The following is a 23,822-nucleotide window of genomic DNA, read 5'->3' as shown; positions in this document are numbered from 1 at the left end:
TCATGACACGAAGCGTTGCCACAGGGCCGCGGCCCAGATGCCGCCGCACAGCGTGAGCGACAGCAGGACGGCGGCGCTGCCCATGTCCTTCGCGCGCTTGGAGAGGTCGTGCCATTCGGGGCCGATGCGGTCGATGGCGGCTTCCACCGCCGTGTTGAGCAGCTCCACGATCATCACCAGGATGGCACTGCCGGCGAGCAGCGCCACCTCGACCCAGCTGCGCCCGAGCCAGAAGGCGGCCGGGATCATCAGCATCGACAGGATGGCTTCCTGGCGGAACGCCGGCTCGCTCCAGCCGGCGCGCAGGCCGTGCAGCGAGATCAGGGTGGCGTGCCAGACGCGCTCGAAGCCCTTGCGGGCCTTCTGCGGGTTGACGGCGGGGTCGGGCAGGGCACTCATTGGCGGCTCATCGGCTTGGAGGTGATGAGCCGCGTACCGGCCCAGGCGTCGTGCCAGAACTGGCGCTCGGGGTGAAAACGGGCCAGCAGCGCCCAGATGGCGACCCAGCCGAAGATCAGGACGGTCGATTCGCCGCCCGACAGCTTGAACGGGGCGATGGCGGCCAGCGGCGGCAGGAACCAGACCCAGCTCAGCAGGTAGCGCGCCAATGCGCGGCCCTGGCTGACGGGTCGGCCGTGGCGGTCGACGATGCGGATGTTCCAGGTCTTCATGGCCAGCGTCTGGCCCTTGGCCCAGAACCAGACGAAGTAGACGCCGAACACCACGAAGAGGAAGGCCTGCAGCAGGTGCCGCCGTTCGTCCATGGCGTCGCGCATCTGGCCCAGCGTGCTGAACAGCCAGCCGGACACGAACACGACCGCGAACAGCAGCATGCCCTCATAGAGCCAGCAGGCCATGCGCCGCCACAGGCCGGGCATCGCGGGGGCGTTGGGGGTGGATGCAGAGGGCGAGGCCGACTGGCCGGGTCCCGAGGCCTCGGGCGAACTGGAAACCATCGAAACCTTCGGTCAGGGGGCGGAGGGCGAGGCCGCGGGTGCCGTGGCCGCGGACGGCGCCGGCACCTGGGCCTCGGCGGGCACCGGCGGCGGCGTGAGGCTGCTCGGTGCCGACGCCGCCGGAGCGACGATGGTGCTGGCCGGCACGGCGGTGCGTTCCACGGCGGCAGGTGGCGTCGCCGGCGAACTCACCACGATGGCCGCCGGCGGCAGCACGGGCGTGGGGGGCGTGGCCGGCACGATGCGGGGCGTGTGCTGTCCGGGCGGTGTGACGGCCGGCACAGGCACGAGTTTTTGCGACGAGACCGGGCGCACCGGCAGGGCGGCGCCGCGGGGCTTGGGCGGGGCACTCTCGGCGAGCTTGCGTTTTTCTTCTTCGCTCAGCGCCTGGTACTGCTCCCACTTGAGCTTGCGCTCGTCGGCAGGCACGCGCTTGACCTCGGCGAAATTCAGGCGGGCCTGGGCGCGCTGCTGGTTGCTCAGCGCCGCCCATTCGATCATGCGGCTGTGCAGCGTGACCTGGTCGTCGGCGGGCATGTTCGCGTAGTTGCGCGACAAGGCCAGCCACTTGCGCTTTTGGCCGGCGTTCAGCGTGTTCCAGTGCGAAGCCAGCGGCTTCAGGGCGTGCTGCTGCTCATTGCTCAGTTCGTTCCACAGGGGCTTGGTCGTGGCAACGGCCTTGGGGCTTGCCGCGCCATTGGTGGCTGCGGCGTGCGTGGCGGGCTTGGCGGTTTCGGGCAGCGTCTGTGCATCGGCCAGCGTCAGGCCGAACGCGGCGGCTGCCAGCGCACCCGCCCAAACGACGGCGCCCGCCGGGAGCGGGCGCAACGGAAGCAGGGCTTTCGCACGGGAAACGGAGCGGCGTCGCATTCGGTCGGGCAAGGTGTTCAGTCGGAGGCGCTGTCGGACTTCAGGAATTGGGCGAAGCCGGGATCGGTGTAGGCGGCGGGCGGCAGGTCGCCCGTCAGCAGGGCCGAGTCGACCTCGGCGAGTTCGCTGGCGCGGTCGTCGTCCTGCAACACGCTGATGGTGATCAGGCCGGCCACCAGGGCGATGAGAGGTACCACGGAACCGATGCGGGTCCACCAACTGCCGCCCAGCGTGACCGTGTGGCCTGACTGGACCGCGACGGGCGCCATGCGCAACTGCGGCGCCTGCTTGCGCGCGGCCACGGCCTGCGAACGGGCAACGCGCAGGCGCTCGCTGATGTCGTGTGGCAAGGCTTGATTGCCGTCCGACAGTCGGGCCGCCAGCCGTTGGCCGAAGCGGTCTTCTGCTGCGCTGGATTGAGAGGTTGGAACCTTAGTGTTCATAGCGATATTCCCTTGGCCTTGAGCGCCTTGCTCAGAGCGTGGACAGCTCGCGAACAATGGGTTTTGACGCTGCCCTCGGAGCAGCCCATTGCGGCGGCCGTCTCTGCGACGTCCATTTCCTCCCAGTAACGCATCAGGAAAGCCTCGCGTTGACGGCCGGGCAAAGCCGCGATCTGTTCTTCGATTTCGTGAAAGACCTGGCTGCGGCGGGTGGTGTCTTCGGCGCTCTCCGATTCTCTGGAGTCGGTTGGCGAGACGAAGTTCTCCAGCAGGTCGAAATCTTCGCCGTTGTCGGCCGGTTCGAAGTCGCTCAGATTGGAAAAAAGGGCGCGGCGGGTCTTCTGGCGGCGGAACCAGTCGAGCGTGCAGTTCGACAGGATGCGCTGGAACAGCATCGGCAGTTCCTCGGCAGGCTTGTCGCCGTAGTGCTGGGCCAGCTTCATCATGCTGTCCTGCACGATGTCCAAGGCCGCTTCTTCGTCCCGCACGTGATAGACCGAGCGCTTGAAGGCCCGTCGTTCGACGTTTTTCAGGAAGTCGGAGAGTTCGTGTTCAGTAGCCAAATGAGAGGGGGCGGCGGGGCGCGCCGCGTGGGGAGGATGTTTGGCGAACGCTCATGTTTTTATGCCGCGGATTATGCCTTTGTGCCAAGACAGGGCACCTGAAGCGAGTCTGAACGCGCCGGTAGTGTCATAATCCGCCTTGCAAGTCAAAAGGCAAACGGGTCACGGTCCGGCGGAACATCAGTCCGCTCATGGCTTTGGCCTCAAGTCCTGGCGCGGCCCCACAAGGGCTGGCAAGGGGCACCCAAGGTTTTTCGTTCCCGAAAAAACACAAAGGTTGATCATGGAAATCTCGAAGGCGGAACTCGCTTCCGCAGCAGCCGCGTCCTCTGGCGCCGGCAACACCACGCAAGAACTCATGGGCGCTGAAGTGCTGGTCAAGGCACTGCAGGCCGAAGGCGTCCAGTACATCTGGGGCTACCCGGGCGGCGCGGTTCTCTACATCTACGACGCGTTCTACAAGCAGGACACCATTCAGCACGTGCTGGTGCGCCACGAACAGGCCGCCGTGCACGCAGCCGACGGCTATGCGCGCGCCACCGGCGAAGTCGGCGTGGCACTGGTCACTTCCGGTCCCGGCCTGACCAATGCGGTCACCGGCATCGCGACGGCGTACATGGACTCGATCCCGATGGTGATCATTTCCGGCCAGGTGCCGACGGCCGCGATCGGCCTGGACGCTTTCCAGGAATGCGACACGGTCGGCATCACGCGCCCCATCGTCAAGCACAACTTCCTCGTCAAGGATCCGAAGGATCTGGCCATGACGATGAAGAAGGCCTTCCACATCGCACGCAGCGGCCGTCCCGGCCCCGTGGTGGTGGACGTGCCGAAGGACGTGTCCTTCAAGAAGATTCCGTACAGCGGCTATCCCGACAAGGTCGAGATGCGCTCGTACAACCCGGTGCGCAAGGGCCACGGCGGGCAGATCCGCAAGGCGCTGCAACTGCTGCTGGCGGCCAAGCGCCCCTACATCTACACCGGCGGCGGCGTGCTCCTGGGCAACGCCACGAACGAACTGCGCACGCTGGTCGACATGCTGGGGTACCCCGTCACGAACACGCTGATGGGCCTGGGCGCCTATCCGGCGAGCGACCGCAAGTTCCTGGGCATGCTGGGCATGCACGGCACCATCGAAGCCAATAACGCGATGCAGAACTGCGACGTGCTGCTGGCCGTGGGCGCGCGCTTCGACGACCGCGTGATCGGCAACCCGAAGCATTTCGCGCAGAACGAACGCAAGATCATCCACGTCGACATCGACCCGTCGAGCATCTCCAAGCGCGTGAAGGTCGACATCCCGATCGTCGGCGACGTGAAGGACGTGCTCACCGAGCTCATCTCGATGATCCGCGAGAGCACCACCAAGCCCGACGCCGGCGCGCTGGCCGACTGGTGGAAGACCATCGAAAGCTGGCGCTCGCGCGACTGCCTCAAGTACGACCGCGACAACAAGGACGTGATCAAGCCGCAGTTCGTGGTCGAGACCCTCTGGAACATGACCAAGGATGCCGACACGTACATCACGTCGGACGTCGGCCAGCACCAGATGTGGGCCGCCCAGTACTACCGCTTCGACGAGCCGCGCCGCTGGATCAATTCGGGTGGCCTGGGCACCATGGGCGTGGGCATTCCCTACGCCATGGGCATCAAGCTCGCCAAGCCCGACTCGGAAGTGTTCACCATCACCGGCGAAGGCTCGGTGCAGATGTGCATCCAGGAGCTGTCGACCTGCCTGCAGTACAACACGCCGATCAAGATCTGCTCGCTCAACAACCGCTACCTTGGCATGGTGCGCCAGTGGCAGGAGATCGAATACTCCGGCCGCTACAGCCACAGCTACATGGATGCGCTGCCCAACTTCGTGAAGCTCGCCGAGGCCTATGGTCACGTCGGCATGCTGATCGAGCGTCCACAAGACGTGGAGCCGGCGCTGCGCGAAGCGCGCAAGCTCAAGGACCGCACGGTGTTCATGGATTTCCGTACCGACCCCACCGAGAACGTGTTCCCGATGGTCAAGGCCGGCATGGGCATCACCGAGATGCTGCTGGGTTCCGAAGATCTCTGATCCGGAACATTCGTTCGTTCAACCTTTACTGACGAATCTATTGCCCGCCAAGCCCGCGCATTACCGTGCACGGGGGAGGGCGGCGAAAAGAGGAGTCACGCCAACATGAAACACATCATTGCAGTGCTGCTGGAAAACGAGCCGGGTGCTCTTTCCCGCGTGGTGGGCCTGTTCTCGGCCCGTGGCTACAACATCGAATCGCTGACCGTGGCGCCGACCGAGGACGCAAGCCTCTCGCGCATGACCATCGTCACCAACGGCTCGGACGACGTGATCGAGCAGATCACCAAGCACCTGAATCGCCTCATCGAGGTCGTGAAGGTGGTCGACCTGACCGAAGGCGCCTACACCGAGCGCGAGCTCATGATGGTGAAGGTGCGTGCGGTGGGCAAGGAACGCGAGGAAATGATGCGCATGGCGGAAATCTTCCGTGGCCGCATCATCGACGTGACCGACAAGAGCTACACCATCGAGCTGACTGGCGATCACGGCAAGAACGACGCTTTCCTGGAAGCGATCGACCGCGGCGCCATCCTCGAGACGGTGCGCACCGGCGCCAGTGGCATCGGACGCGGCGAACGCATCCTGCGGGTCTGACACCATGATTCGGAGCTCAGTCGCTGCCCGTTCGGGCTGAGCTTGTCGAAGCCTCCGCGCGAGCGGGGACTGCATTGAGCCCTTCGACAGGCTCAGGACGAACGGCACAACAACACACTGCAACTCGCTTATCTATCTGGAGAACATCATGAAGGTTTATTACGACAAGGACGCGGACCTGAGCCTCATCAAGGGCAAGACGGTTGCCATCATCGGCTACGGCTCGCAAGGTCACGCACACGCGCAGAACCTGAACGACAGCGGCGTCAAGGTCGTGGTCGGCCTGCGCAAGGGCGGCGCTTCGTGGGACAAGGTCGGCAAGGCCGGCCTGCAGGTCGCTGAAGTCGCTGACGCCGTGAAGTCGGCCGACGTCGTCATGATCCTGCTGCCCGATGAGCAGATCGCCGCCGTCTACAAGAACGACGTGGCCCCGAACATCAAGGAAGGCGCTTCGCTCGTCTTCGCGCACGGCTTCAACGTGCACTACGGTTTCGTGCAGCCGCGCGCCGACCTCGACGTGTGGATGGTCGCTCCCAAGGCTCCGGGTCACACCGTGCGCGGCACGTACACGCAAGGTGGCGGCGTGCCGCACCTGATCGCGGTGCACCAGGACAAGAGTGGCAAGGCGCGTGACCTCGCGCTGAGCTACGCCACCGCCAACGGCGGCGGCAAGGCCGGCATCATCGAGACCAACTTCCGCGAAGAAACCGAGACAGACCTCTTCGGCGAACAAGCGGTTCTGTGCGGCGGCACGGTCGAGCTGATCAAGGCTGGTTTCGAAACGCTGGTGGAAGCCGGCTACGCGCCCGAAATGGCGTACTTCGAATGCCTGCACGAGCTGAAGCTGATCGTTGACCTGATCTATGAAGGCGGCATCGCCAACATGAACTACTCGATCTCGAACAACGCCGAATACGGCGAGTACGTCACGGGCCCGCGCATCGTGACCGACGAGACCAAGAAGGCCATGAAGAAGGTCCTGCAGGACATCCAGACCGGCGAATACGCCAAGAGCTTCGTGCTCGAAGCCGCTGCCGGCCAGCCGGTGCTGATCAGCCGCCGTCGCCTGAACGCTGAGCATCAGATCGAAGTCGTCGGCGAAAAGCTGCGCGCGATGATGCCCTGGATCAAGAAGAACAAGCTGGTCGACCAGACCCGCAACTGATCTTCAGAGGCAAGAGCCAACAGGGTGCTTCGGCACCCTGTTTCGGAGGGCCACCCGTCGCGGTGGCCCTTTTGTTTGAAGGGGAGTGCACGGGTCCCCTGAACTACACTGCGAAGCATGCGATTCACAGACCAAGATGCTATCGAATGGATAGCTGATCGGGCAGTTCCCACGAGGGACGGAGGCTATTTCAATGCATGACGACACCGTCCCCGACGACGCGCAGCCGCGCAAGCGTCGCAAGGGCATCTACATCCTGCCGAACCTGTTCACGCTGGCGGCGTTGTTCGGCGGCTTCTACTCGGTCGTGATGGCCATGAACGCGCGCTTCGACCTGGCCGCGCTCGGCGTGTTCGCCGCGATGGTGCTCGACAGCCTCGACGGGCGCGTGGCCCGCATGACCAACACGCAAAGCGCGTTCGGCGAGCAGATGGACTCGCTGTCCGACATGGTGTCGTTCGGCGCCGCGCCCGCGCTCATCGCCTACGAGTGGTCGCTCAAAGGCCTCGGACGCTGGGGCTGGATCGCCGCCTTCGTGTACTGCGCCTGCGCCGCGCTGCGGCTCGCGCGCTTCAACGTCAACACGGGCGTGGTCGACAAGCGCTGGTTCCAGGGCCTGCCGTCGCCGGCAGCCGCGGCGCTCGTGGCGGGCTTCATCTGGCTCGTGAACGAATGGGGCAAGCGCGGCGGCGAGGTGCTGTACCTCTCGTGGACGCAGATCACCTGGGTCACTTTCGCCTTCACGCTGTACGCGGGCCTCACCATGGTGACCAACGCGCCGTTCTACAGCTTCAAGGACATCCAGATGAAGAAGAGCGTGCCCTTCGTCGTGATCGTGCTGATCGCGCTGGGCATCGCGGTCATCAACATCCATCCGCCGACGGTGCTGTTCAGCCTCTTCGTGGCCTATGGCCTGAGCGGCTACGTGGTGTACGCGTGGCGCAAGGCCAAGGGCCAGCCGGTGAGCGTGATCAGCACCTCGACCGAAGAGCCCGACGAGCGGGGGCTGCACAACTGAAACCCCGGGCCTTCACAGGCCCGCGAAGGCTGTGCTACATTCGCAACCCTCATGACCAAGATTTCGCTGCTGGCCCTACTAGCCCTCCCTCACGGGCGGAGACGGTAGCGCACGCGCTAATCCCTCATCACGGCCCGTTCGCACCAGCAACGGGCCGTTTGTCTTTTGGGGTTGCTGGTTGAGTTCCAACCATCACAGAGAAATCGACATGCTCAAGCAACCTCAAGCCAAATACCGCGCATTCGCCCCGATCGGTCTCAAGGACCGCACCTGGCCCGATGCCGTGCTGACCAAGGCCCCGATCTGGCTGTCGACAGACCTGCGCGATGGCAACCAGGCCTTGGTCGAACCCATGGACATCGCGCGCAAGATGCGCATGTTCGAAACCCTCGTGGCCATCGGCTTCAAGGAAATCGAAGTCGGCTTTCCCTCGGCGTCGCAGGTTGAGTTCGACTTCGTGCGCAAGCTCATCGAGGAAGACCGCATTCCCGACGACGTGACGATCCAGGTGCTCACGCAGGCGCGCGACCACCTCATCGAACGCACCTTCGAAGCGTTGCAAGGTGCCCCGCGCGCCATCGTGCACCTCTACAACGCAGTGGCCCCCGTGATGCGCCGCGTGGTGCTCGGCATGGACGAAGACCAGATCGTCGAACTCGCGAGCAGCCATGCGCGCATGTTCAACGACTTCGCCGCCAGGCAGCCGAACACGAAGTGGACCTTCCAGTACTCGCCCGAGATGTTCTCGGGCACCGACGTGGTGTTCTCCAAGCGTGTGGTCGATGCGGTCACCGAAGTCTGGGCGCCGACGCCCGAGCGCAAGTGCATCGTCAACCTGCCCACCACGGTGGAGCATTCCACGCCGAACATCTTCGCGGACATGATCGAGTGGATGCACCGCAACCTCGCGCACCGTGACTCGATCGTGCTGTGCGTGCACCCGCACAACGACCGCGGCACCGGCACGGCGGCCGGCGAACTGGCCTTGATGGCCGGTGCCGAGCGCATCGAAGGTTGCCTTTTCGGCAACGGCGAGCGCACCGGCAACCTCGACCTCGTGAACGTCGCGCTCAACCTCTACACGCAGGGCGTTTCGCCCGAGCTCGACTTCTCGAACATCGACGAGATCCGCGCGACTGTCGAGCACTGCAACCAGATCCCGGTGCACCCGCGCCATCCGTATGTAGGCGACCTCGTCTATACCTCGTTCTCGGGCTCGCACCAGGACGCGATCAAGAAGGCTTTCGCCGCGCGCAAGGACGGCGACATCTGGGACATCCCGTACCTCCCCATCGATCCGAAGGACGTGGGCCGCAGCTACGAGGCCGTGATCCGCGTGAACAGCCAGTCGGGCAAGGGCGGCATGGCCTACCTGCTCGAGAGCGAGTACGGCCTCGAGATGCCGCGCCGCCTGCAGATGGAATTCATGCAGGTCGTGCAGCGTGTGATGGACGTGGGCGGCAAGGAACTCACCGCCGCCGACCTCTGGCAGATCTTCGTGACCGAATACGGCATCGAGACCGCCAAGGCCTTGCAACACCGCGTGATCCAGGAAGAAGGTGAGGGCGCCGAGGCCACGGTGGTGCTGCGCGGCGATCTGCCCTGGGACGGTGAAACGCGCGCCATCGAAGGACGTGGCAACGGCCCGATCGATGCCTTCACGCAGGCACTGAGCCAGGCCACCGGCCACACGGTGCGCGTCATGGACTACCACCAGCACGCCATCGGCGCGGGCGCCGACGCCAAGTCGGTGGCCTACCTCGAGCTGCGCGTGGACGAGTCGCAGACGCTGTTCGGCGTCGGCATCGACGCGAACGTGATCTCGGCCTCGCTGAAGGCGATCGTGTCGGGGGTGCAACGGGCCAGGGGCCGGGGCGCGCGCAGCGCACAATCGGTGGCTGAAGTCGCCTGACGCACCGGCACCAGCCGCACGCAAGGTGGGAACGAACCAAGGAGATCCACGATGACTGACCAACTCATTATTTTCGACACCACCTTGCGCGACGGCGAACAGTCGCCCGGCGCCTCGATGACGCGCGACGAAAAGTTGCGCATCGCCAAGCTGCTGGAACGGCTCAGGGTCGACGTCATCGAAGCCGGCTTTCCGGCCAGTTCGAACGGCGACTTCGAGGCCGTGAAGGCCATCGCCAATGCGATCAAGGACTCGACTGTGTGCGGCCTCTCGCGCGCCAACGACCGCGACATCGCGCGCGCGGCCGAGGCCCTGAAGGGTGCGGCACGCGGGCGCATCCACACCTTCATCGCGACCTCGCCGCTGCACATGGAGAAGAAGCTGCGCATGTCGCCCGACGAGGTGCATGAGCAGGCCAAGCTGGCCGTGCGCTTCGCGCGCAACCAGATCGCCGACGTGGAGTTCAGCCCCGAAGACGGCTACCGCAGCGACCCCGACTTCCTGTGCCGCGTGCTCGAGACCGTGATCAACGAGGGCGCCACCACCATCAACGTGCCCGACACCGTCGGCTACGCCATTCCTGAGCTGTACGGCAACTTCATCAAGATGCTGCGCGAGCGCATTCCCAACAGCGACAAGGCGATCTGGTCGGTGCATTGCCACAACGACCTGGGCATGGCCGTGGCGAACTCGCTGGCCGGCGTGAAGATCGGCGGCGCGCGCCAGGTCGAGTGCACGATCAACGGCCTGGGCGAGCGTGCGGGCAACTGCTCGCTCGAAGAAGTGGTCATGGCCGTGAAGACGCGCAGGGACTACTTCGGGCTCGACCTGAACATCGACACCCAGCACATCGTGGCCGCCAGCCGCATGGTCAGCCAGACGACCGGCTTCGTGGTGCAGCCCAACAAGGCCGTGGTGGGCGCCAACGCGTTCGCACATGCCTCGGGCATCCACCAGGACGGCGTGCTCAAGGCGCGCGACACCTACGAGATCATGCGCGCCGAAGACGTGGGCTGGACCGCCAACAAGATCGTGCTGGGCAAGCTCAGCGGCCGCAATGCTTTCAAGCAGCGCCTGCAGGACCTGGGCGTGACGATGGAAAGCGAAACCGAGGTCAACGCCGCGTTCGCGCGTTTCAAGGAGCTGGCTGACCGCAAGTCCGAAATTTTCGACGAAGACATCCTGGCGCTGGTCAGCGCGGAAGAGCTGTCGCACGTTGGTGAACAGTTTGCTTTCGTCTCTCTCTCCCAGCACAGCGAAACCGGCGAACGGCCCCAAGCCAAGATCGTGTTCACGGTCCAGGGCAAGGAAGTCACCAGCGAATCCGACGGCAACGGGCCGGTCGATGCGTCCCTCAAGGCCATCGAGGCCCACGTCAAGAGCGGCGCCGAGATGGTTCTTTACTCTGTAAACGCCATCAGCGGCTCGACGGAAAGCCAGGGAGAAGTTACAGTTCGGTTACAAAACGCAGGGCGGGTGGTCAACGGTGTGGGTGCAGACCCCGACATCGTGGTCGCTTCGGCAAAGGCTTATTTGAGTGCGCTCAACAAGTTACAGAGCCAAGCTGAGAGAGTGGCGGCACAAGGTTAGGTTTTCAGGCGTTCCTTGGTATTCGAATGAAGAAGAGGATGCAAGTAACTGATATTGCGTGTCTTTTTTGATTTCGATACACTGCGGTCCTCGTTTGTTGCCGCTGGAGATTTATTGATGCCTGAAACCCGTCTACGTCGAGTTTCCATCCAGCGGTTCCTACCCGCCTTCAAGTTCCTCGCCGTGGCGCTGTGCGCCTCGGCGTTTTTGCTGCCTGGCGCCCAGGCCGCGAAGAAGGAAAAACCCGCTGCCGCCAAGTCCGCCGTCGCCAAGAAGGCGAAGGCTCCCGCCGAAGCCAAGCAGCGCAATGCGTCCGCTTCCAAGGTGGCGCGCGGCGGTCGCGCCGAGCAGGCTGACAAGGTCGTGCGCGGCGGCCGCAATGTCGTGGCCACCATCCACAAGAAGAACGGCAAGACCGTCGTTGCCGTGCAGCGCCGTTCGGTGGTGCGCGTCGAGACGCCAGCCCGCCAGTCCTTCGGCCAGATGGCCGGCCTGCACAGCACCGACGACGCACTCGACCTGAAGTCGAGCGTCGCCCTGGTGATCGACCAGGACACCCACGAAGTGCTGTTCAGCAAGAACGACCACGCCGTGCTGCCGATCGCCTCGCTCACCAAGCTCATGACCGGCCTGCTGATCAGCGAGGCCCACCTGCCGAACGACGAGCTCATCACCATCACGCAGGACGACGTCGACACCGAAAAGGGCAGCCGTTCGCGCCTGACCGTCGGCACCACGCTGTCGCGCGGCGAGCTGCTGCACCTGGCGCTGATGTCCAGCGAAAACCGCGCAGCGCATGCGCTGGGCCGCACCTACCCGGGCGGTCTCACGACCTTCGTGAGCATCATGAACGCCAAGGCCCGCATGCTCGGCATGAAGGACACACGCTACGTGGAGCCCACGGGCCTGTCCAGCCGCAACCAGTCGAGCGCGCAAGACCTGGCGCTGCTGGTCAACGCGGCCTATTCCGACGCCACCGTGCGTTCGCTGTCCACGTCGCCGGAATATCAGGTCGAAGTCGGCAACCGCGTGCTGCAGTTCAACACCACCAACCGCCTCGTGAAGAGCCCGGAATGGGACATCGGCCTGCAGAAGACCGGCTACATCTCCGAAGCCGGCCAGTGCCTCGTGATGCAGGCCAAGGTGGCCGGGCGCAAGCTGATCATGGTGTTCCTGGATTCGGCCGGCAAGTTCAGCCGCATCGCCGACGCCGAGCGGGTTCGCCGCTGGGTCGAGGCCACGCACGCCGTGTCGGGTCCGCGCGGCTTCCAGGTTGCCGGCTGAGATCGGTTGAGCGGGGAGGCCGTTAGCGGCCTGCCTGCTGCCCTCGTCGAGGGCTAACCGGCCGACTCGCCGGGAAGAAGAGACAAGAGAAGAGTCGAAAGCAAACGGGCGCTCAGGCGCCCGTTGTCACGTTCGCGCCCGACGCAGGCGTTGCGGCCACGCCGTCCTTGAAGCCCAGCGCGCCCGAGATTTCGTTGGCGGTCGCCTGCAACTTGGGCAGCCAGCCTTCGTCGAGGCGATCGGCCGGGGCCGAGATCGACAGGCCCGCCACCAGCTTGCCCTGGTCGTCGTAGATGCCGGCGGCCATGCAGCGCACGCCCAGCTCCAGTTCTTCGTTGTCGCGGGCGATGCCGTACTGGCGCGCCTTCGACAGCTCGCGCTCGAGCGCGGGCAGCTGGGTGATGCTGTTGCGGGTGTGCCCGGCCAGGCCTGTGCGCGTGGCGTAGCTGCGCACGCGCTGTGGATCGTCGGCGGCCAGGAACAGCTTGCCGGTCGAGGTCAGGTGCAGGGCGGCACGGCCGCCGATGGCGCGCACCACCTGCATGCCCGAGCGTTCGCTATAGGCGCGTTCGATGTACACGATCTCGTCGCCCTGGCGCATGCTGAGGTTGACCGGCTGCTGCGTGAGCTTGTGCAGCTCGCGCATCGGGCCCAGGGCTGCGTCGCGCACGTTCAGCCGGCCCTTGACCAGGTTGCCCAGCTCCAGCAGGCGCATGCCGAGGCGGTAGCTGCCGGCTTCGGGGCGGTCGACGAAACGACCGACCGCGAGGTCATTGAGGATGCGGTGCGTGGTCGACGGGTGAAGCCCCGTCTTTTCGCTGATTTCCTTCAGCGAGATCGCCTCTTCGCGCGACGCGAGGACATCGATCAGCGAGAACATGCGCTCGATGACCTGGATGACGGGAGTGGCGGGAACGTCGGATAGGTTTTTTCTCATGGCGCAATGCGGTGATGACCGTGCGCCATTTTACCTTGTGAAATCGCTCGGTGCCTGCCAGTGGCCGTCCACCAACACTTCGTGCGGGGAAAAGCGGGCCTTGTAGTGCATCTTGGGGCTGCGCTCGATCCAGTAGCCCAGATACACGTGCGGCAGCCCCAGCTTGCGGGCCTGCTCGATCTGCCACAGCACGCTGTAGGTGCCGTAGCCGGCGCCGTCCTCGGGTTCGTAGAAGGTGTAGACGGCCGAGATGCCGTCGCTGAGCACATCGAGGATCGACACCATCTTCAGCGCGCCCGGGCTGCCGTCGGGCAGGGTTTCGCGGAACTCGACCAGCCGCGAGTTGACGCGGCTTTGCAGCAGGAACTGCGTGTACTGGTCGATGCTGTCGTGGTCCATGCCGCCGCCCGAGTGGCGGCCGGTCTGGTAGCGCAGGTAGAGCTGGTAGTGCTCGGGCACGAAGCACAGCTTGAGCACGCGCGCCTGCAGGTCGGCGTGCTGCTTGGCGGTGCGGCGCTGGCTGCGGTTCGGCTTGAAGCTGTGCGCCAGCACGCGCAGCGGGATGCAGGCGCGGCAGCCGTCGCAATAGGGCCGGTAGGTGAACATGCCACTGCGCCGGAAGCCGCTGAGCACCAGGTCGGAGTAGGCGTCGTTGTGGATCAGGTGGCTGGGCGTGGCCACCTGCGAGCGGGCCTGGCGATCCGGCAGGTAGCTGCAGGGATAGGGCGCCGTCGCGTAGAACTGCAGCGTGTGAAGCGGAAGATCCTTGAGGTGCGTCACGTCACGTCACGTCGAAAGAGGAGGTCGCTCGGAAAGGAGTTCGGACCAGTATACGGGGTCGAATTGCCACTGCGGGCCCTCCTGTTTTCGGGCCTGGGCCACGTGCGCGACGAAGCGCGCGCGCGGCATTTCGCGGGCGCCGAGGCTGGCCAGGTGCGCGGTGTTCTGCTGGCAGTCGATCATCGCGATGCCGGCGCGGCGGCACAGCGCGACCAGGCCGGCCAGCGCGATCTTCGAGGCGTCCGGGCGTCGCGTGAACATCGACTCGCCGAACACGGCCCGGCCCAGCGCCACGCAGTAGAGCCCGCCCGCCAACTCGCCGTCGATCCAGGTTTCGACGCTGTGCGCGTGCCCGGCGCGGTGCAATTGCGTATAGGCCTTGACCATGTCCGGCACGATCCAGGTGCCCGACTGGCCGGCGCGCGCCGACTGCGAACAGGCCTGGATCACCGTTCCAAAATCGTGATCGATGCGCAGCTCGCAGCCGGGCGTCGCGGCAAAGCGGCTCAGGGTCTTGCGCAGCGAGCGATGCAGCCGGAAGTCGTTCACCCGCAGCACCATGCGCGGGTCGGGGCTCCACCACAGGATGGGCTGGTCGTCGCTGAACCAGGGGAAGACGCAGCGGCTGTAGGCCTGCATCAGAGTATCGACATCGAGGGAGCCGCCGGCCGCCAGCAGGCCGGGCACCGGGTCCCGTTCGTCCCACGCCGAAGCGGGGTCGGGCAGTGCATCTCCGGGTTCGAGCCAAGGCAGTTGTCGCATGGATGCAGGTATACACGGCTTCTCGAAAACGCAAGCCAGTTGAGGGAAAATCCCGCTCACACGGGAACAGTCCACAAGGCTGCGGCCCTGGTGCCACCGCCGATGGCACGCGAGACAACCCCACAAGACCCGTCGAAAAACCTATAGTGCACAGCTTGCTTTCGCAGTACCACAGCGGATCCGGCAGGCATGTGCAGGGCGCCGGGGATCAGCACAAGAGGACCACGTTGACCACTGAACCCAATCCCACGCGCTTCGGCAGCGGCCAGGCGGTGCGCCGCCTCGAGGACGAAAGCCTGCTCGCAGGCGCCGGCCGTTACACCGACGACGTCACGCTCTCCGAGCAGGCGCACCTCGTCTTCCTTCGCTCCCCCTATCCGCATGCGCGCATCGTGTCCATCGACACGTCCGCGGCTGTCGGCATGCCCGGCGTGCTGCGCGTGATCACCGGGGCCGACCTGGCCGAGGCCGGCGTCAAGCCGATGCCCGGCGCCGCCGGCTTCAAGCGCGCGGACGGCAGCGACAGCGCCAGCCCGCCGCGCCGCGCCCTGGCGCACGAGCGCGCGCGCTTCGTCGGCGAACCGGTGGCGGCCGTCATTGCCGACACCGTGCAGCAGGCGCGCGATGCGGCCGAAGCCGTCATGGTCGACTACGAAGAGCTGCCGATGGTGGTCGACCTGCCGGGCGCGACCGCCGAAGGCGCGCCGCTCCTGTGCGAGGAGGCCACGGGCAACATCGCCGCCGAGATGCGGCACGGCAGCAGCGAAGCCGCCACCGCCGCGTTCGAGCGCGCCGCCCACGTGATCGCCCTGGACGTGAACAATCAGCGCGTCGTCGCGCTCACCATCGAGCCGCGCGCCGTGCTCGCCACGCACGACAGCAAGACCGACCGCCTCACGATCCGCATGAGCACCCAGATGCCCTCCGGCGTGCGCGATTCGGTCTGCGCGGCCATTGGCCTGGCCAAGGAAAAAGTGCGCGTGGTCGTGGGCGACGTCGGCGGCGGCTTCGGCATGAAGACCGGCGCCTACCCCGAGGACATCGCGGTCGCCTACGCCGCGCTGCAGGTGGGCCGGCCCGTGAAGTGGGTGGCCGACCGCAGCGAAGAGTTCCTCTCGAGCGCGCACGGCCGCGACATCGAGGCGCGCGCCGAAATGGCGCTGGACGCCGACGGCAAGATCCTGGCCCTGCGCATCAAGACGCTCGCCAACGTGGGCGCCTACGCCACCGGCACCGGCGTCGCGATCCAGCTGCTGATCGGCCCCTGGGTGCAGACCAGCGTCTACGACATCCAGACCATCGACTTCCATTTCAAGGCGGTGCTCACCAACACCGCGCCCACCGGCGCCTACCGCGGCGCGGGCCGGCCCGAGGCCATCTTCACCATCGAGCGCCTGATGGACGAGGCCGCGCGCCAGACCGGCATCGACCGCATCGCGCTGCGCCGGCGCAACTTCATCCGCCCCGAGCAGATGCCCTACAAGAACCCGATGGCGCAGACCTACGACACCGGCCAGTTCGAGTCAGTGATGGACCAGGCGCTGCAGCTGGCCGACTGGCAGGGCTTCGAAGCCCGCGCGGCCGAGTCGGCGGCGCGTGGCAAGCAACGCGGCCTGGGCATCGCCACCTTTCTCGAATGGACCGGCGGCAACGTGTTCGAAGAGCGCGTGACCGTCTCGGTGCAGGCCGACGGCGTGATCGAGGTGTTCTCGGCCGTCAACGCCATGGGGCAGGGCATCGCGACCTCGCTCGCGCAGCTGGCTGTCGATGCCTTCGGCGTGCCCATCGAGAAGGTGCGCGTCGTGCTCGGCGACACCGACCGCGGCGACGGCTTCGGCAGCGCCGGCTCGCGTTCGCTGTTCACGGGCGGCTCGGCCGTGCGCATCGGTGCCGAGCGCACCATCGACAAGGCGCGCGAACTCGCGGCGCAGGAGTTCGAGGCCTCCATCGACGATATCGTCTACAGCCGCGGCACCTTCATCGTGGCCGGCACCGACCTCGAGCTCGACCTCTTCACCCTGGCCGCCAAGCAGCCGGGGCGCGAGATCTTCGTCGACTCCACCAGCACCGTGGCCGGCCCGAGCTGGCCCAACGGTTGCCACATCTGCGAGATCGAACTCGACCCACCCACGGGCGAGATCAGCGTCGTGGCCTACAGCTCGGTCAACGACGTGGGCCGCGTGGTCAACCCGATGATCGTGCGCGGCCAGCTCGAAGGCGGCGCGGTGCAGGGCATCGGCCAGGCGCTGTACGAGCAGGTGGTGTACGACAGCGAAACCGGCCAGCCCGTCACCGGCAGCCTCATGGACTACGCCGCGCCGCGCGCCGACATCGTCGACACCATGTTCCAGATGGAAATGGACGAATCGACGCCCTGCAAGAACAACCCGCTGGGCGTGAAGGGCGTGGGCGAGCTGGGCACCATCGGCGCCACGCCGGCCATCGTCAATGCGGTGGCCGACGCCTTCGCACGCAACGGCCTCGGCGCCCGCGCGCCCCGCCTGCACATGCCGCTGAGCCCGTCGCGTGTGTGGCAGGCCATGCAGACGATCGACTGAGCGCCACGGCCGGTGATCGAAGGGCGACGAAAGTCATCATGCGCGTCACCACCGAACTGCAGACCGACGCGATCCGCGTCTCGACCTACCGCTGCGACGCGGGCGTCGGCGCGGCGCCGTTCACCGAGATGCACGAGACGCACTCGGTCTCGTACGTGCGCAAGGGCAGCTTCGGCTGCCGCGCGCTCGGCCGCGATTACGAGCTGGTGGCCGGCGCGGTGCTGGTCGGCGCACCGGGCGACGACTACGTCTGCACCCACGAGCACTTTGCCTGTGGCGACGAGTGCCTGTCGTTTCACTTCTCGCCGGGCTTCGTCGACCTGATCGGCGCCGATCGGCGCAGCTGGCATGCCTCGGCGTTGCCGCCGCTGCCCGAACTCATGGTGCTGGGCGAACTCGCGCAGGTCGCGGTCGAAGGCGGCAGCGACGTGGGTCTCGACGAGCTGGGGATGGGCTTCGCCAGCCGTTTCCTCGACGTGGTGAAAGGGCGCGGCAAACCCGCGGCGCCGCCGCCATCAGCCACGCCGCGCGACCGCCGCCGCGCGGTCGAGGCCGCGACCTGGATCGAGGCCCACGCCGCCGGCGAGATCGGCCTGGAAGACGCGGCCGCCCAGACGGGCCTGAGCGCCTTCCATTTCCTGCGGCTGTTCTCCCAGGTGCTGGGCGTCACGCCGCACCAGTACCTCGTGCGTTCCCGGCTGCGCCGCGCGGCGCGCCTGCTGGCAGACAGCGACCTTCCCGTGACCGAGGCGGCCTTAGAGGCCGGCTTTGCCGACCTGAGCAACTTCGTGCGCACCTTCCACCGTGCGGCCGGTGTGTCGCCGCGCGGTTTCCGGCTCGCTGCCAAGGGCGACCGCAAGATTTTCCAAGACCGCCTGGCCGCGCTGCTTCACGATGACCGCTTGATCCACCCTTCAAGCAGGAAGTCATCGCCATGTACGACCACATCGGACTGAAAGTCAAAGACCTCGCCGCGAGCCGGCGCTTCTACGAAGCCGCGCTCGCGCCGCTCGGCCACGTGCTGGGCTCGCACGACGACAGCTACGCCGGCCTCGGCCCGGCCGGCGAACCGGCGCTGTGGCTCTATGCCGCGAAAGGCGCCAAGGGCCCGGGCACGCACATCGCGTTCCGCGCGCCCGACCACGCGGCCGTCGCCGCCTTCCACAAGGCCGGCTTGAAAGCCGGCGGCACCGACAACGGCGGCGCGGGGCCGCGCGCCGACTACAGCCCGACCTACTACGCGGCCTTCCTCATCGACCCCGACGGCAACAACGTCGAGGCCGTCTGTCCCTGACACGAAAGGCACCGACCCCATGGCCACCGTCTACAAGGAATTCATCGTCGAGGCCGATGCCGCGCAGGTGTGGGACGCGCTGCGCGACTTCGGCGCCGTCCACACGCGCCTCGCGCCGGGCTTTCTCACCGGCTGCGAACTCGACGGGCAGGGCGCCCGCATCGTCCACTTTGCCAACGGCCTCGTGGCGCGCGAGCTGCTCGTGGCCCTCGACGAAGAGAACCGCCGGCTGGCCTACACCGTGACCGACGGCAAGGCCACGCACCACCACGCATCGGCCCAGGTGTTCGCGCACGGTGAAGGCCGGTCGCGCTTCGTCTGGATCACCGACGTGCTGCCCGACGGGCTTGCGGCCTACGTCGAACCCATGATGGCGCAGGGCGGCGCCGCCATGAAGAAGACGCTGGAGAAAGCCAGCGAACGATGAGCACGCCGACGACCCCTGCCGCGAGCGAGATCCTGGCGGTCGTGCAGCGCTACGCACAGGCCTGGGCCGCCAACGACCTCAAGGCCATCGTCGACTGCTACCACGACGAGGTCGTCTTTCACTACTTCGGCCGCAGCCCCCTCGCGGGCACGCACCGGGGCAAGGCGGCCTGCCTCGCGGTGCTCAAGCAGGTGAAGGAGCGCACCAACCGCCGGCTGGTCGCGATCCGCGACGTGCTGGCCGGCGAGCATTTCGGGCTGATCGTCGCCGTCGAGCAGTTCGAGCACCAGGGGCGCCCGGTCGAGCTGGAGCGCCAGCTGCGCTACGCCGTGAAGGACGGCAAGCTCAGCGAATGCTGGATCTACGACGAAGACCAGCGCTGGGTCGACGAGGTGTTGTCGTCGCCCGCCGCTCAGAAGTCCTCGAGCGGCAGCCCCACGTAGTTTTCCGCCAGCGCGGTGGACGCTGCGCGCGAATGCACGAGGTAGTCGAGCTCGGCTTCCTGGATCTTCTGGCCGAAGGCGCCCGTTTCGGGAAAGCGGTGCATCAGCGAGGTGAACCACCACGAGAAGCGCTCGGCCTTCCAGACCCGGCGCAGGCACAGGTCGGAATAACGGTCTAGCGCCGAGGCCGATTTCTCGTTGTAGAAAATTTCCAGGGCGCGCGAGAGGTACCCCACATCGGCCGTCGCGAGGTTGAGCCCCTTGGCGCCGGTCGGCGGCACGATGTGCGCGGCGTCGCCGGCCAGGAACAGCGAGCCGAAGCGCATCGGCTCGGCGACGAAGCTGCGCAGCGGCGCAATGCTTTTTTCGAGCGACGGGCCGGTCACCAGCCGTTCGCGGGCCTCGGGGTCCAGGCGCGCGCGCAGCTCGTTCCAGAAGGCCTCGTCGCTCCAGTTCTCCACCTTCTCTTCGGTCGGCACCTGCACGTAGTAGCGCGAGCGCGTGGCGCTGCGCATGCTGCACAGCGCAAAGCCGCGCTCGGTGTTGGCGTAGATGAGTTCGTGCGACACCGGCGGCACGTCGGCCAGCACGCCGAGCCAGCCGAAGGGGTAGACCTTCTCGTAGGTCTGGATCGCGTCGGCCGGCACGCTGGCGCGGCTCACGCCGTGGTAGCCGTCGCAGCCGGCGATGAAGTCGCACTCGATCTCGTGCGTCTGGCCGTGTTTCTCGTAGCGAACGCGCGGCTTGGCCGAATCGAAGTCGTGCAGGCTGACGTTGGCCGCGCTGTAGATCGTCGTGAGGCCTTCGGCCGTGCGCGCTTCCATCAGGTCACGCGTCACCTCGGTCTGGCCGTACACCGTGACCTGCTTGCCGCCCGTGAGGCCGTGCATGTCGATGCGGTGGCGCGCGCCCTTGAACAGCAGCTCGATGCCGTCGTGTGGCAGGCCCTCGGCCTTGGCGCGGGTGTCGACGCCCGCGCGCGCCAGCAGGTCCATCGTGACCTGTTCGAGCACGCCGGCGCGGATGCGGCCCAGCACGTAGTCGCCGCTCTGGCGCTCCACGATGACGTTGTCGATGCCTGCCTTGTGCAGCAGCTGGCCGAGCAGAAGGCCGGCGGGGCCTGCGCCGATGATGGCGACCTGGGTGCGCATGTTCGTGTCTCCGAAAGGGTTTTGCCAAGCGTAGGGCGCGGGCGGCCGGTTGGGGCGGCGGCTGGAGAGGCTCTGTGCGATCATGCGAACGCGTGCGCGATGATCGCGCAACACTTCTTCAGCCGACCGATCCACGACGAACTCCCGACGACGAATGACCATCGCCCGCGCCGACTTCATCGAGGGCATCGCCAAGGGCATGGCGGTGCTCGAAAGCTTCGACACCGAGCGCCAGCGCCTGAACGCCACGCTGGCGGCCGAGCGCGCCGGCCTCACGCGCGCCGCCGCCCGGCGGCACCTGCTCACGCTGGCCCACCTGGGCTACCTGGAAACCGACGGCAGCTACTTCTGGATGGCGCCGAAGGTGCTGCGCTTCTCGGGCAGCTACCTGGCCTCGTCGCGCCTCCCGCGCGCGCTGCAGCCCACGCTGAACCGGCTCGCGGCGCAGACGGGCGAGTCGTTCTCGGCCGTGGTGCTCGACGGCGAAGAGGTGGTCATCGTCGCGCGCAGCGGCAGCTACGGCACGCCGACGCGCGTGCTGGCGTACGGCCTGCACCTGGGGGCGCGCCTGCCGGCCCACGCCACCTCGACCGGGCGCGTGCTGCTGGCCGCCATGGCCGCCACGCAGCTCACGCAGTGGCTCAAGGGCCGGCACCTGGCGCGGCTCACGCCGCACACCATCACCCAGGCGCGCGCCTTGCGCCAGCGCATCGCGCAGGTGCGCAAGGACGACTACTGCTTCGCCAGCGAAGAGCACGAACTCGGCGTGCAGGCGCTGGCGGTGCCGCTGCGCGACATGCAGGGCCACACGGTGGCCGCGCTCAACGTGGTGCTGTCGGGCACGCGCTACCAGGAAGAGACCTTGCAGCGCGAGATGCTGCCGCTGCTGTTCGAAGCGGCGCGCGAGGTGCGCTCCCTCCTGTGAGCGCAGGCGCGCTGAACTTTCGGCGCCGGCGTGGCCTCGAACCCCCGAAACGGACACCACCATGCGACTCCTGCTTCTCGAAGACGACGTGATGATCGGCGAGGCCGTGCTCGACCTGTTGCGGGCCGAGCAGTACGCGGTCGATTGGGTGAAAGACGGCGACGCTGCCGAATCGGCATTGCGCACCCAGCAGTACGACCTCGTGCTGCTCGACCTGGGCGTGCCGCGCCGCGACGGCCTGGAAGTGCTGCGCGCCCTGCGCGCGCGCAAGCAGCGCATGCCGGTGCTCATCGCCACCGCGCGCGACTCGGTGCAGCAGCGCATCGAAGGCCTCGACGCCGGCGCCGACGACTACGTGCTCAAGCCCTACGACCTCGACGAGCTGCTGGCGCGCATCCGCGCCTTGCTGCGGCGCGCATCCGGACGCGCGGAACCGGTGTACGAGCACATGGGCGTGAGCATCAACCCCGCCACGCGCGAGGTCGCGGTGAACGGCGAGCCCGTGGTGCTGTCGGCGCGTGAATGGGCCGTGCTCGAGCCGCTGCTGGCCCGTCCGGGCATGGTGCTTTCGCGCGCCCAGCTCGAAGAAAAGCTCTACGGCTGGAAGGACGAGATCAGCAGCAATGCGGTCGAGGTCTATGTGCACGGGCTGCGCAAGAAGCTCGGCGCCGAGTTGATCCGCAACGTCCGCGGCGTCGGCTACATGGTGCCCAAGGCATGATGCGCCGCGTGATGCGATGGACCGGATCGCTGCGCGCGCGGCTGCTGGTGTTCCTGCTCGCGGCCATCGTGCTCGCGGCCGGCGCGCAGGCGCTGGTGGCCTACCGCACGGTGCTGAAAGAGGCCGACGACATCTTCGACTACCACATGCAGCAGATGGCGCTGTCGCTGCGCGCGGGCCTGCCGCCGAGCGCGGCCGTGGGTGGGCTCGGCGGCGCAGAACAGAACTTCGATTTCGTGGTGCAGGTGTGGACCGTCGACGGCGTGCGCATCTTCGAGTCGGCCGAAGAGGCCGCGCTGCCGCAGCTCGCGGTGCTCGGCTTTGCCGACGTGCGCGCCCGCGGTACGACCTACCGCGTGTTCTCGATGCAGACGCGCGGGCTGGTGATCCAGGTGGCGCAAGACATGGCGGCGCGCCGCCACATGGCCGGCTCGCTCGCGCTGCGCACCATCGTGCCCGTGGCGCTGATGGCGCCGCTGTTGATGCTGGTCGTGTGGTGGGTGGTGAGCCTGTCGCTGGCGCCCGTGGCGCGCGTGCGCCGGCAGGTGGCGTCGCGGCAGGCCGACGACCTCTCGCCCGTGAGCGAGGAGAACCTGCCCGAAGAAGTGCGTCCGCTGGTGCAGGAACTCAACCTGCTCTTCGGCCGCGTGCGCCATGCCTTCGATGCGCAGAAGCACTTCGTGGCCGATGCCGCGCACGAGTTGCGTTCGCCGCTGGCGGCGTTGAAGCTGCAGGTGCAGGGCCTGCAGCGCGCCCCCGACGACGCGGCGCGCACGCTGGCCGTGAGCCGGCTGTCGGCCGGCATCGACCGCGCCACGCGCCTGGTCGAGCAGATGCTGGCGTTGGCCCGTCACGAGGCCAGCGTGGCCGCGGGCGCGAAGCCCGAGACGGTCGACCTGGCCGGGGTGGCGCGCCTGGCGATCTCCGATGCGGTGGCGGCCGCGCAGGCGCGCCGCATCGACATCGGCGTGGCGCAATCCGACGCGGGCGCGACCGTGAGCGGCCAGCCCGAGGCGCTGCGCATGCTGCTGCGCAACCTGATCGACAACGCCGTGAAGTACACGCCCGAAGGCGGGCGGGTCGACGTCGGCCTTGTGAAGCGCGCCGACGCGGTGGAGCTGCGCGTGGACGACAGCGGCCCCGGCCTGCCCGAGGCCGAGCGCGCGCGCGTGCTCGATCGCTTCTACCGCTCGGGCGAGCCGCAGGCGCCGGGCAGCGGGCTGGGGCTGGCCATCGTGAAGTCGATCGCCGACCTGCACGGCGCCACGGTGGCGCTGGACAAGTCCACGAGCCTCGGTGGGCTGTGCGTGCGGGTGACGTTCGCTCCCGCCAAAGAGTGAATTCCGCTTAAGCGACGC

The 23,822-nt window shown here is 67.0% G+C and carries 24 protein-coding genes; 15 read left to right on the top strand and 9 right to left on the bottom strand.

What is annotated here, in order from left to right:
- From AC1RAD_RS10485 to AC1RAD_RS10465, 5 genes are read right to left on the bottom strand one after another with little or no spacing between them, the layout of a single operon-like run.
- Positions 1 to 399 carry a diacylglycerol kinase gene (locus tag AC1RAD_RS10485; protein WP_062481435.1) on the bottom strand — a complete coding sequence of 133 codons (399 nt, stop codon included), beginning with the start codon at positions 397 to 399 and terminating at the stop codon, positions 1 to 3.
- Positions 396 to 956 (bottom strand): RDD family protein, encoded by a 561-nt coding sequence (locus AC1RAD_RS10480; RefSeq protein WP_492734725.1) that lies wholly within the window; start codon positions 954 to 956, stop codon positions 396 to 398. Before AC1RAD_RS10480 ends, AC1RAD_RS10485 begins: the two co-directional genes overlap by 4 nt.
- A gap of 12 nt (positions 957 to 968) precedes the next feature.
- Entirely contained in the window at positions 969 to 1,784 is an 816-nt protein-coding gene (locus AC1RAD_RS10475; RefSeq protein WP_492734724.1) for a DUF3106 domain-containing protein, read from the bottom strand.
- A gap of 59 nt (positions 1,785 to 1,843) precedes the next feature.
- Complete coding sequence (locus AC1RAD_RS10470; RefSeq protein WP_390343557.1) at positions 1,844 to 2,269, bottom strand: DUF3619 family protein; 426 nt, start codon at positions 2,267 to 2,269, stop codon at positions 1,844 to 1,846.
- On the bottom strand, positions 2,266 to 2,832 hold the full coding sequence (locus tag AC1RAD_RS10465; RefSeq protein WP_062478063.1) for an RNA polymerase sigma factor: 567 nt from the start codon (positions 2,830 to 2,832) through the stop codon (positions 2,266 to 2,268). Before AC1RAD_RS10465 ends, AC1RAD_RS10470 begins: the two co-directional genes overlap by 4 nt.
- A 283-nt stretch (positions 2,833 to 3,115) precedes the next feature.
- On the opposite strand from AC1RAD_RS10465, the gene AC1RAD_RS10460 reads away from it, so the two are divergent.
- The 7 genes from AC1RAD_RS10460 to AC1RAD_RS10430 all read left to right on the top strand — a co-directional run bounded on the left by AC1RAD_RS10460 (position 3,116) and on the right by AC1RAD_RS10430 (position 12,466).
- Positions 3,116 to 4,900, top strand: coding sequence for an acetolactate synthase 3 catalytic subunit (locus AC1RAD_RS10460; protein WP_062478065.1), 1,785 nt, complete (start codon positions 3,116 to 3,118; stop codon positions 4,898 to 4,900).
- Between the two features lie 105 nt (positions 4,901 to 5,005).
- Positions 5,006 to 5,497, top strand: a complete 492-nt coding sequence (gene ilvN / locus AC1RAD_RS10455) for an acetolactate synthase small subunit (RefSeq protein ID WP_062478068.1) — start codon at positions 5,006 to 5,008, stop codon at positions 5,495 to 5,497.
- Positions 5,498 to 5,645: 148 nt separating this feature from the next.
- Complete coding sequence (gene ilvC, locus AC1RAD_RS10450; protein WP_062478069.1) at positions 5,646 to 6,662, top strand: ketol-acid reductoisomerase; 1,017 nt, start codon at positions 5,646 to 5,648, stop codon at positions 6,660 to 6,662.
- Between the two features lie 193 nt (positions 6,663 to 6,855).
- Entirely contained in the window at positions 6,856 to 7,680 is an 825-nt protein-coding gene (gene pssA / locus AC1RAD_RS10445; protein WP_062478071.1) for a CDP-diacylglycerol--serine O-phosphatidyltransferase, read from the top strand.
- A 208-nt stretch (positions 7,681 to 7,888) separates the two neighbouring features.
- Positions 7,889 to 9,592: a 2-isopropylmalate synthase gene (gene leuA / locus AC1RAD_RS10440; protein ID WP_492734723.1), complete on the top strand. Its 1,704-nt coding sequence runs from the start codon at positions 7,889 to 7,891 to the stop codon at positions 9,590 to 9,592.
- A 51-nt stretch (positions 9,593 to 9,643) separates the two neighbouring features.
- Positions 9,644 to 11,182 carry a 2-isopropylmalate synthase gene (locus AC1RAD_RS10435; RefSeq protein WP_070060915.1) on the top strand — a complete coding sequence of 513 codons (1,539 nt, stop codon included), beginning with the start codon at positions 9,644 to 9,646 and terminating at the stop codon, positions 11,180 to 11,182.
- A gap of 117 nt (positions 11,183 to 11,299) precedes the next feature.
- On the top strand, positions 11,300 to 12,466 hold the full coding sequence (locus AC1RAD_RS10430) for a serine hydrolase (RefSeq protein ID WP_095950197.1): 1,167 nt from the start codon (positions 11,300 to 11,302) through the stop codon (positions 12,464 to 12,466).
- Between the two features lie 112 nt (positions 12,467 to 12,578).
- Here the strand turns inward: AC1RAD_RS10430 and AC1RAD_RS10425 are convergent, their stop codons facing one another.
- Genes AC1RAD_RS10425 through aat form a run of 3 tightly spaced genes read right to left on the bottom strand, consistent with a single transcriptional unit; the run spans position 12,579 to position 14,945 of the window.
- Positions 12,579 to 13,403 (bottom strand): IclR family transcriptional regulator, encoded by an 825-nt coding sequence (locus AC1RAD_RS10425; protein WP_062478081.1) that lies wholly within the window; start codon positions 13,401 to 13,403, stop codon positions 12,579 to 12,581.
- Positions 13,404 to 13,433: 30 nt separating this feature from the next.
- A complete protein-coding gene (locus AC1RAD_RS10420) occupies positions 13,434 to 14,183 on the bottom strand; it encodes an arginyltransferase (RefSeq protein ID WP_062478083.1) in 750 nt (249 codons plus the stop codon).
- Positions 14,184 to 14,189: 6 nt separating this feature from the next.
- The gene (gene aat / locus AC1RAD_RS10415; RefSeq protein ID WP_095745522.1) at positions 14,190 to 14,945 is read right to left on the bottom strand and encodes a leucyl/phenylalanyl-tRNA--protein transferase; all 756 of its coding nucleotides are present in this window, start codon (positions 14,943 to 14,945) and stop codon (positions 14,190 to 14,192) included.
- A 227-nt stretch (positions 14,946 to 15,172) separates the two neighbouring features.
- Here aat and AC1RAD_RS10410 point away from each other — a divergent pair, with 227 nt between their 5' ends.
- Genes AC1RAD_RS10410 through AC1RAD_RS10390 form a run of 5 tightly spaced genes read left to right on the top strand, consistent with a single transcriptional unit; the run spans position 15,173 to position 19,667 of the window.
- Entirely contained in the window at positions 15,173 to 17,503 is a 2,331-nt protein-coding gene (locus AC1RAD_RS10410) for a xanthine dehydrogenase family protein molybdopterin-binding subunit (protein ID WP_095745521.1), read from the top strand.
- Positions 17,504 to 17,541: 38 nt separating this feature from the next.
- Positions 17,542 to 18,459 carry a helix-turn-helix domain-containing protein gene (locus tag AC1RAD_RS10405; protein WP_492734722.1) on the top strand — a complete coding sequence of 306 codons (918 nt, stop codon included), beginning with the start codon at positions 17,542 to 17,544 and terminating at the stop codon, positions 18,457 to 18,459.
- On the top strand, positions 18,438 to 18,797 hold the full coding sequence (locus AC1RAD_RS10400) for a VOC family protein (protein ID WP_159276673.1): 360 nt from the start codon (positions 18,438 to 18,440) through the stop codon (positions 18,795 to 18,797). Before AC1RAD_RS10405 ends, AC1RAD_RS10400 begins: the two co-directional genes overlap by 22 nt.
- Before the next feature lie 19 nt (positions 18,798 to 18,816).
- On the top strand, positions 18,817 to 19,224 hold the full coding sequence (locus AC1RAD_RS10395; RefSeq protein ID WP_487846792.1) for an SRPBCC family protein: 408 nt from the start codon (positions 18,817 to 18,819) through the stop codon (positions 19,222 to 19,224).
- On the top strand, positions 19,221 to 19,667 hold the full coding sequence (locus tag AC1RAD_RS10390; RefSeq protein WP_492734721.1) for a nuclear transport factor 2 family protein: 447 nt from the start codon (positions 19,221 to 19,223) through the stop codon (positions 19,665 to 19,667). The genes AC1RAD_RS10395 and AC1RAD_RS10390 overlap by 4 nt, the downstream gene beginning before the upstream one ends.
- Here the strand turns inward: AC1RAD_RS10390 and pobA are convergent.
- Positions 19,637 to 20,818, bottom strand: coding sequence for a 4-hydroxybenzoate 3-monooxygenase (gene pobA / locus AC1RAD_RS10385; protein ID WP_492734720.1), 1,182 nt, complete (start codon positions 20,816 to 20,818; stop codon positions 19,637 to 19,639). The two genes, AC1RAD_RS10390 and pobA, sit on opposite strands and share 31 nt — an antisense overlap.
- A gap of 154 nt (positions 20,819 to 20,972) precedes the next feature.
- Between pobA and AC1RAD_RS10380 the strand changes: the two genes are divergently transcribed.
- The 3 genes from AC1RAD_RS10380 (at position 20,973) to AC1RAD_RS10370 (ending at position 23,804) form a co-directional block, all read left to right on the top strand.
- Positions 20,973 to 21,743 (top strand): IclR family transcriptional regulator domain-containing protein, encoded by a 771-nt coding sequence (locus AC1RAD_RS10380; RefSeq protein ID WP_070060906.1) that lies wholly within the window; start codon positions 20,973 to 20,975, stop codon positions 21,741 to 21,743.
- Positions 21,744 to 21,804: 61 nt separating this feature from the next.
- The gene (locus AC1RAD_RS10375) at positions 21,805 to 22,464 is read left to right on the top strand and encodes a response regulator (protein WP_062478105.1); all 660 of its coding nucleotides are present in this window, start codon (positions 21,805 to 21,807) and stop codon (positions 22,462 to 22,464) included.
- Between the two features lie 11 nt (positions 22,465 to 22,475).
- Positions 22,476 to 23,804 carry an ATP-binding protein gene (locus AC1RAD_RS10370; RefSeq protein WP_235926522.1) on the top strand — a complete coding sequence of 443 codons (1,329 nt, stop codon included), beginning with the start codon at positions 22,476 to 22,478 and terminating at the stop codon, positions 23,802 to 23,804.
- The last annotated feature ends 18 nt before the right edge of the window (positions 23,805 to 23,822 follow it).

Source organism: Variovorax sp. GW823-FHT04B03 (assembly GCF_058796495.1).
The sequence above is the reverse complement of the archived record's forward strand: the minus strand, read 5'-3'. Positions and strand labels throughout refer to the sequence as shown.

What these genes read in the sequence shown, in the direction of transcription:
- AC1RAD_RS10485 (WP_062481435.1), bottom strand. Translation starts at nt 399, where the DNA reads ATGAGTGCCCTGCCCGACCCCGCCGTCAACCCGCAGAAGGCCCGCAAG.
- AC1RAD_RS10480 (WP_492734725.1), bottom strand. Translation starts at nt 956, where the DNA reads ATGGTTTCCAGTTCGCCCGAGGCCTCGGGACCCGGCCAGTCGGCCTCG.
- AC1RAD_RS10470 (WP_390343557.1), bottom strand. Translation starts at nt 2,269, where the DNA reads ATGAACACTAAGGTTCCAACCTCTCAATCCAGCGCAGCAGAAGACCGC.
- AC1RAD_RS10460 (WP_062478065.1), top strand. Translation starts at nt 3,116, where the DNA reads ATGGAAATCTCGAAGGCGGAACTCGCTTCCGCAGCAGCCGCGTCCTCT.
- ilvN (WP_062478068.1), top strand. Translation starts at nt 5,006, where the DNA reads ATGAAACACATCATTGCAGTGCTGCTGGAAAACGAGCCGGGTGCTCTT.
- ilvC (WP_062478069.1), top strand. Translation starts at nt 5,646, where the DNA reads ATGAAGGTTTATTACGACAAGGACGCGGACCTGAGCCTCATCAAGGGC.
- pssA (WP_062478071.1), top strand. Translation starts at nt 6,856, where the DNA reads ATGCATGACGACACCGTCCCCGACGACGCGCAGCCGCGCAAGCGTCGC.
- leuA (WP_492734723.1), top strand. Translation starts at nt 7,889, where the DNA reads ATGCTCAAGCAACCTCAAGCCAAATACCGCGCATTCGCCCCGATCGGT.
- AC1RAD_RS10435 (WP_070060915.1), top strand. Translation starts at nt 9,644, where the DNA reads ATGACTGACCAACTCATTATTTTCGACACCACCTTGCGCGACGGCGAA.
- AC1RAD_RS10430 (WP_095950197.1), top strand. Translation starts at nt 11,300, where the DNA reads ATGCCTGAAACCCGTCTACGTCGAGTTTCCATCCAGCGGTTCCTACCC.
- AC1RAD_RS10425 (WP_062478081.1), bottom strand. Translation starts at nt 13,403, where the DNA reads ATGAGAAAAAACCTATCCGACGTTCCCGCCACTCCCGTCATCCAGGTC.
- aat (WP_095745522.1), bottom strand. Translation starts at nt 14,945, where the DNA reads ATGCGACAACTGCCTTGGCTCGAACCCGGAGATGCACTGCCCGACCCC.
- AC1RAD_RS10405 (WP_492734722.1), top strand. Translation starts at nt 17,542, where the DNA reads ATGCGCGTCACCACCGAACTGCAGACCGACGCGATCCGCGTCTCGACC.
- AC1RAD_RS10400 (WP_159276673.1), top strand. Translation starts at nt 18,438, where the DNA reads ATGTACGACCACATCGGACTGAAAGTCAAAGACCTCGCCGCGAGCCGG.
- AC1RAD_RS10395 (WP_487846792.1), top strand. Translation starts at nt 18,817, where the DNA reads ATGGCCACCGTCTACAAGGAATTCATCGTCGAGGCCGATGCCGCGCAG.
- AC1RAD_RS10390 (WP_492734721.1), top strand. Translation starts at nt 19,221, where the DNA reads ATGAGCACGCCGACGACCCCTGCCGCGAGCGAGATCCTGGCGGTCGTG.
- pobA (WP_492734720.1), bottom strand. Translation starts at nt 20,818, where the DNA reads ATGCGCACCCAGGTCGCCATCATCGGCGCAGGCCCCGCCGGCCTTCTG.
- AC1RAD_RS10380 (WP_070060906.1), top strand. Translation starts at nt 20,973, where the DNA reads ATGACCATCGCCCGCGCCGACTTCATCGAGGGCATCGCCAAGGGCATG.
- AC1RAD_RS10375 (WP_062478105.1), top strand. Translation starts at nt 21,805, where the DNA reads ATGCGACTCCTGCTTCTCGAAGACGACGTGATGATCGGCGAGGCCGTG.
- AC1RAD_RS10370 (WP_235926522.1), top strand. Translation starts at nt 22,476, where the DNA reads ATGCGATGGACCGGATCGCTGCGCGCGCGGCTGCTGGTGTTCCTGCTC.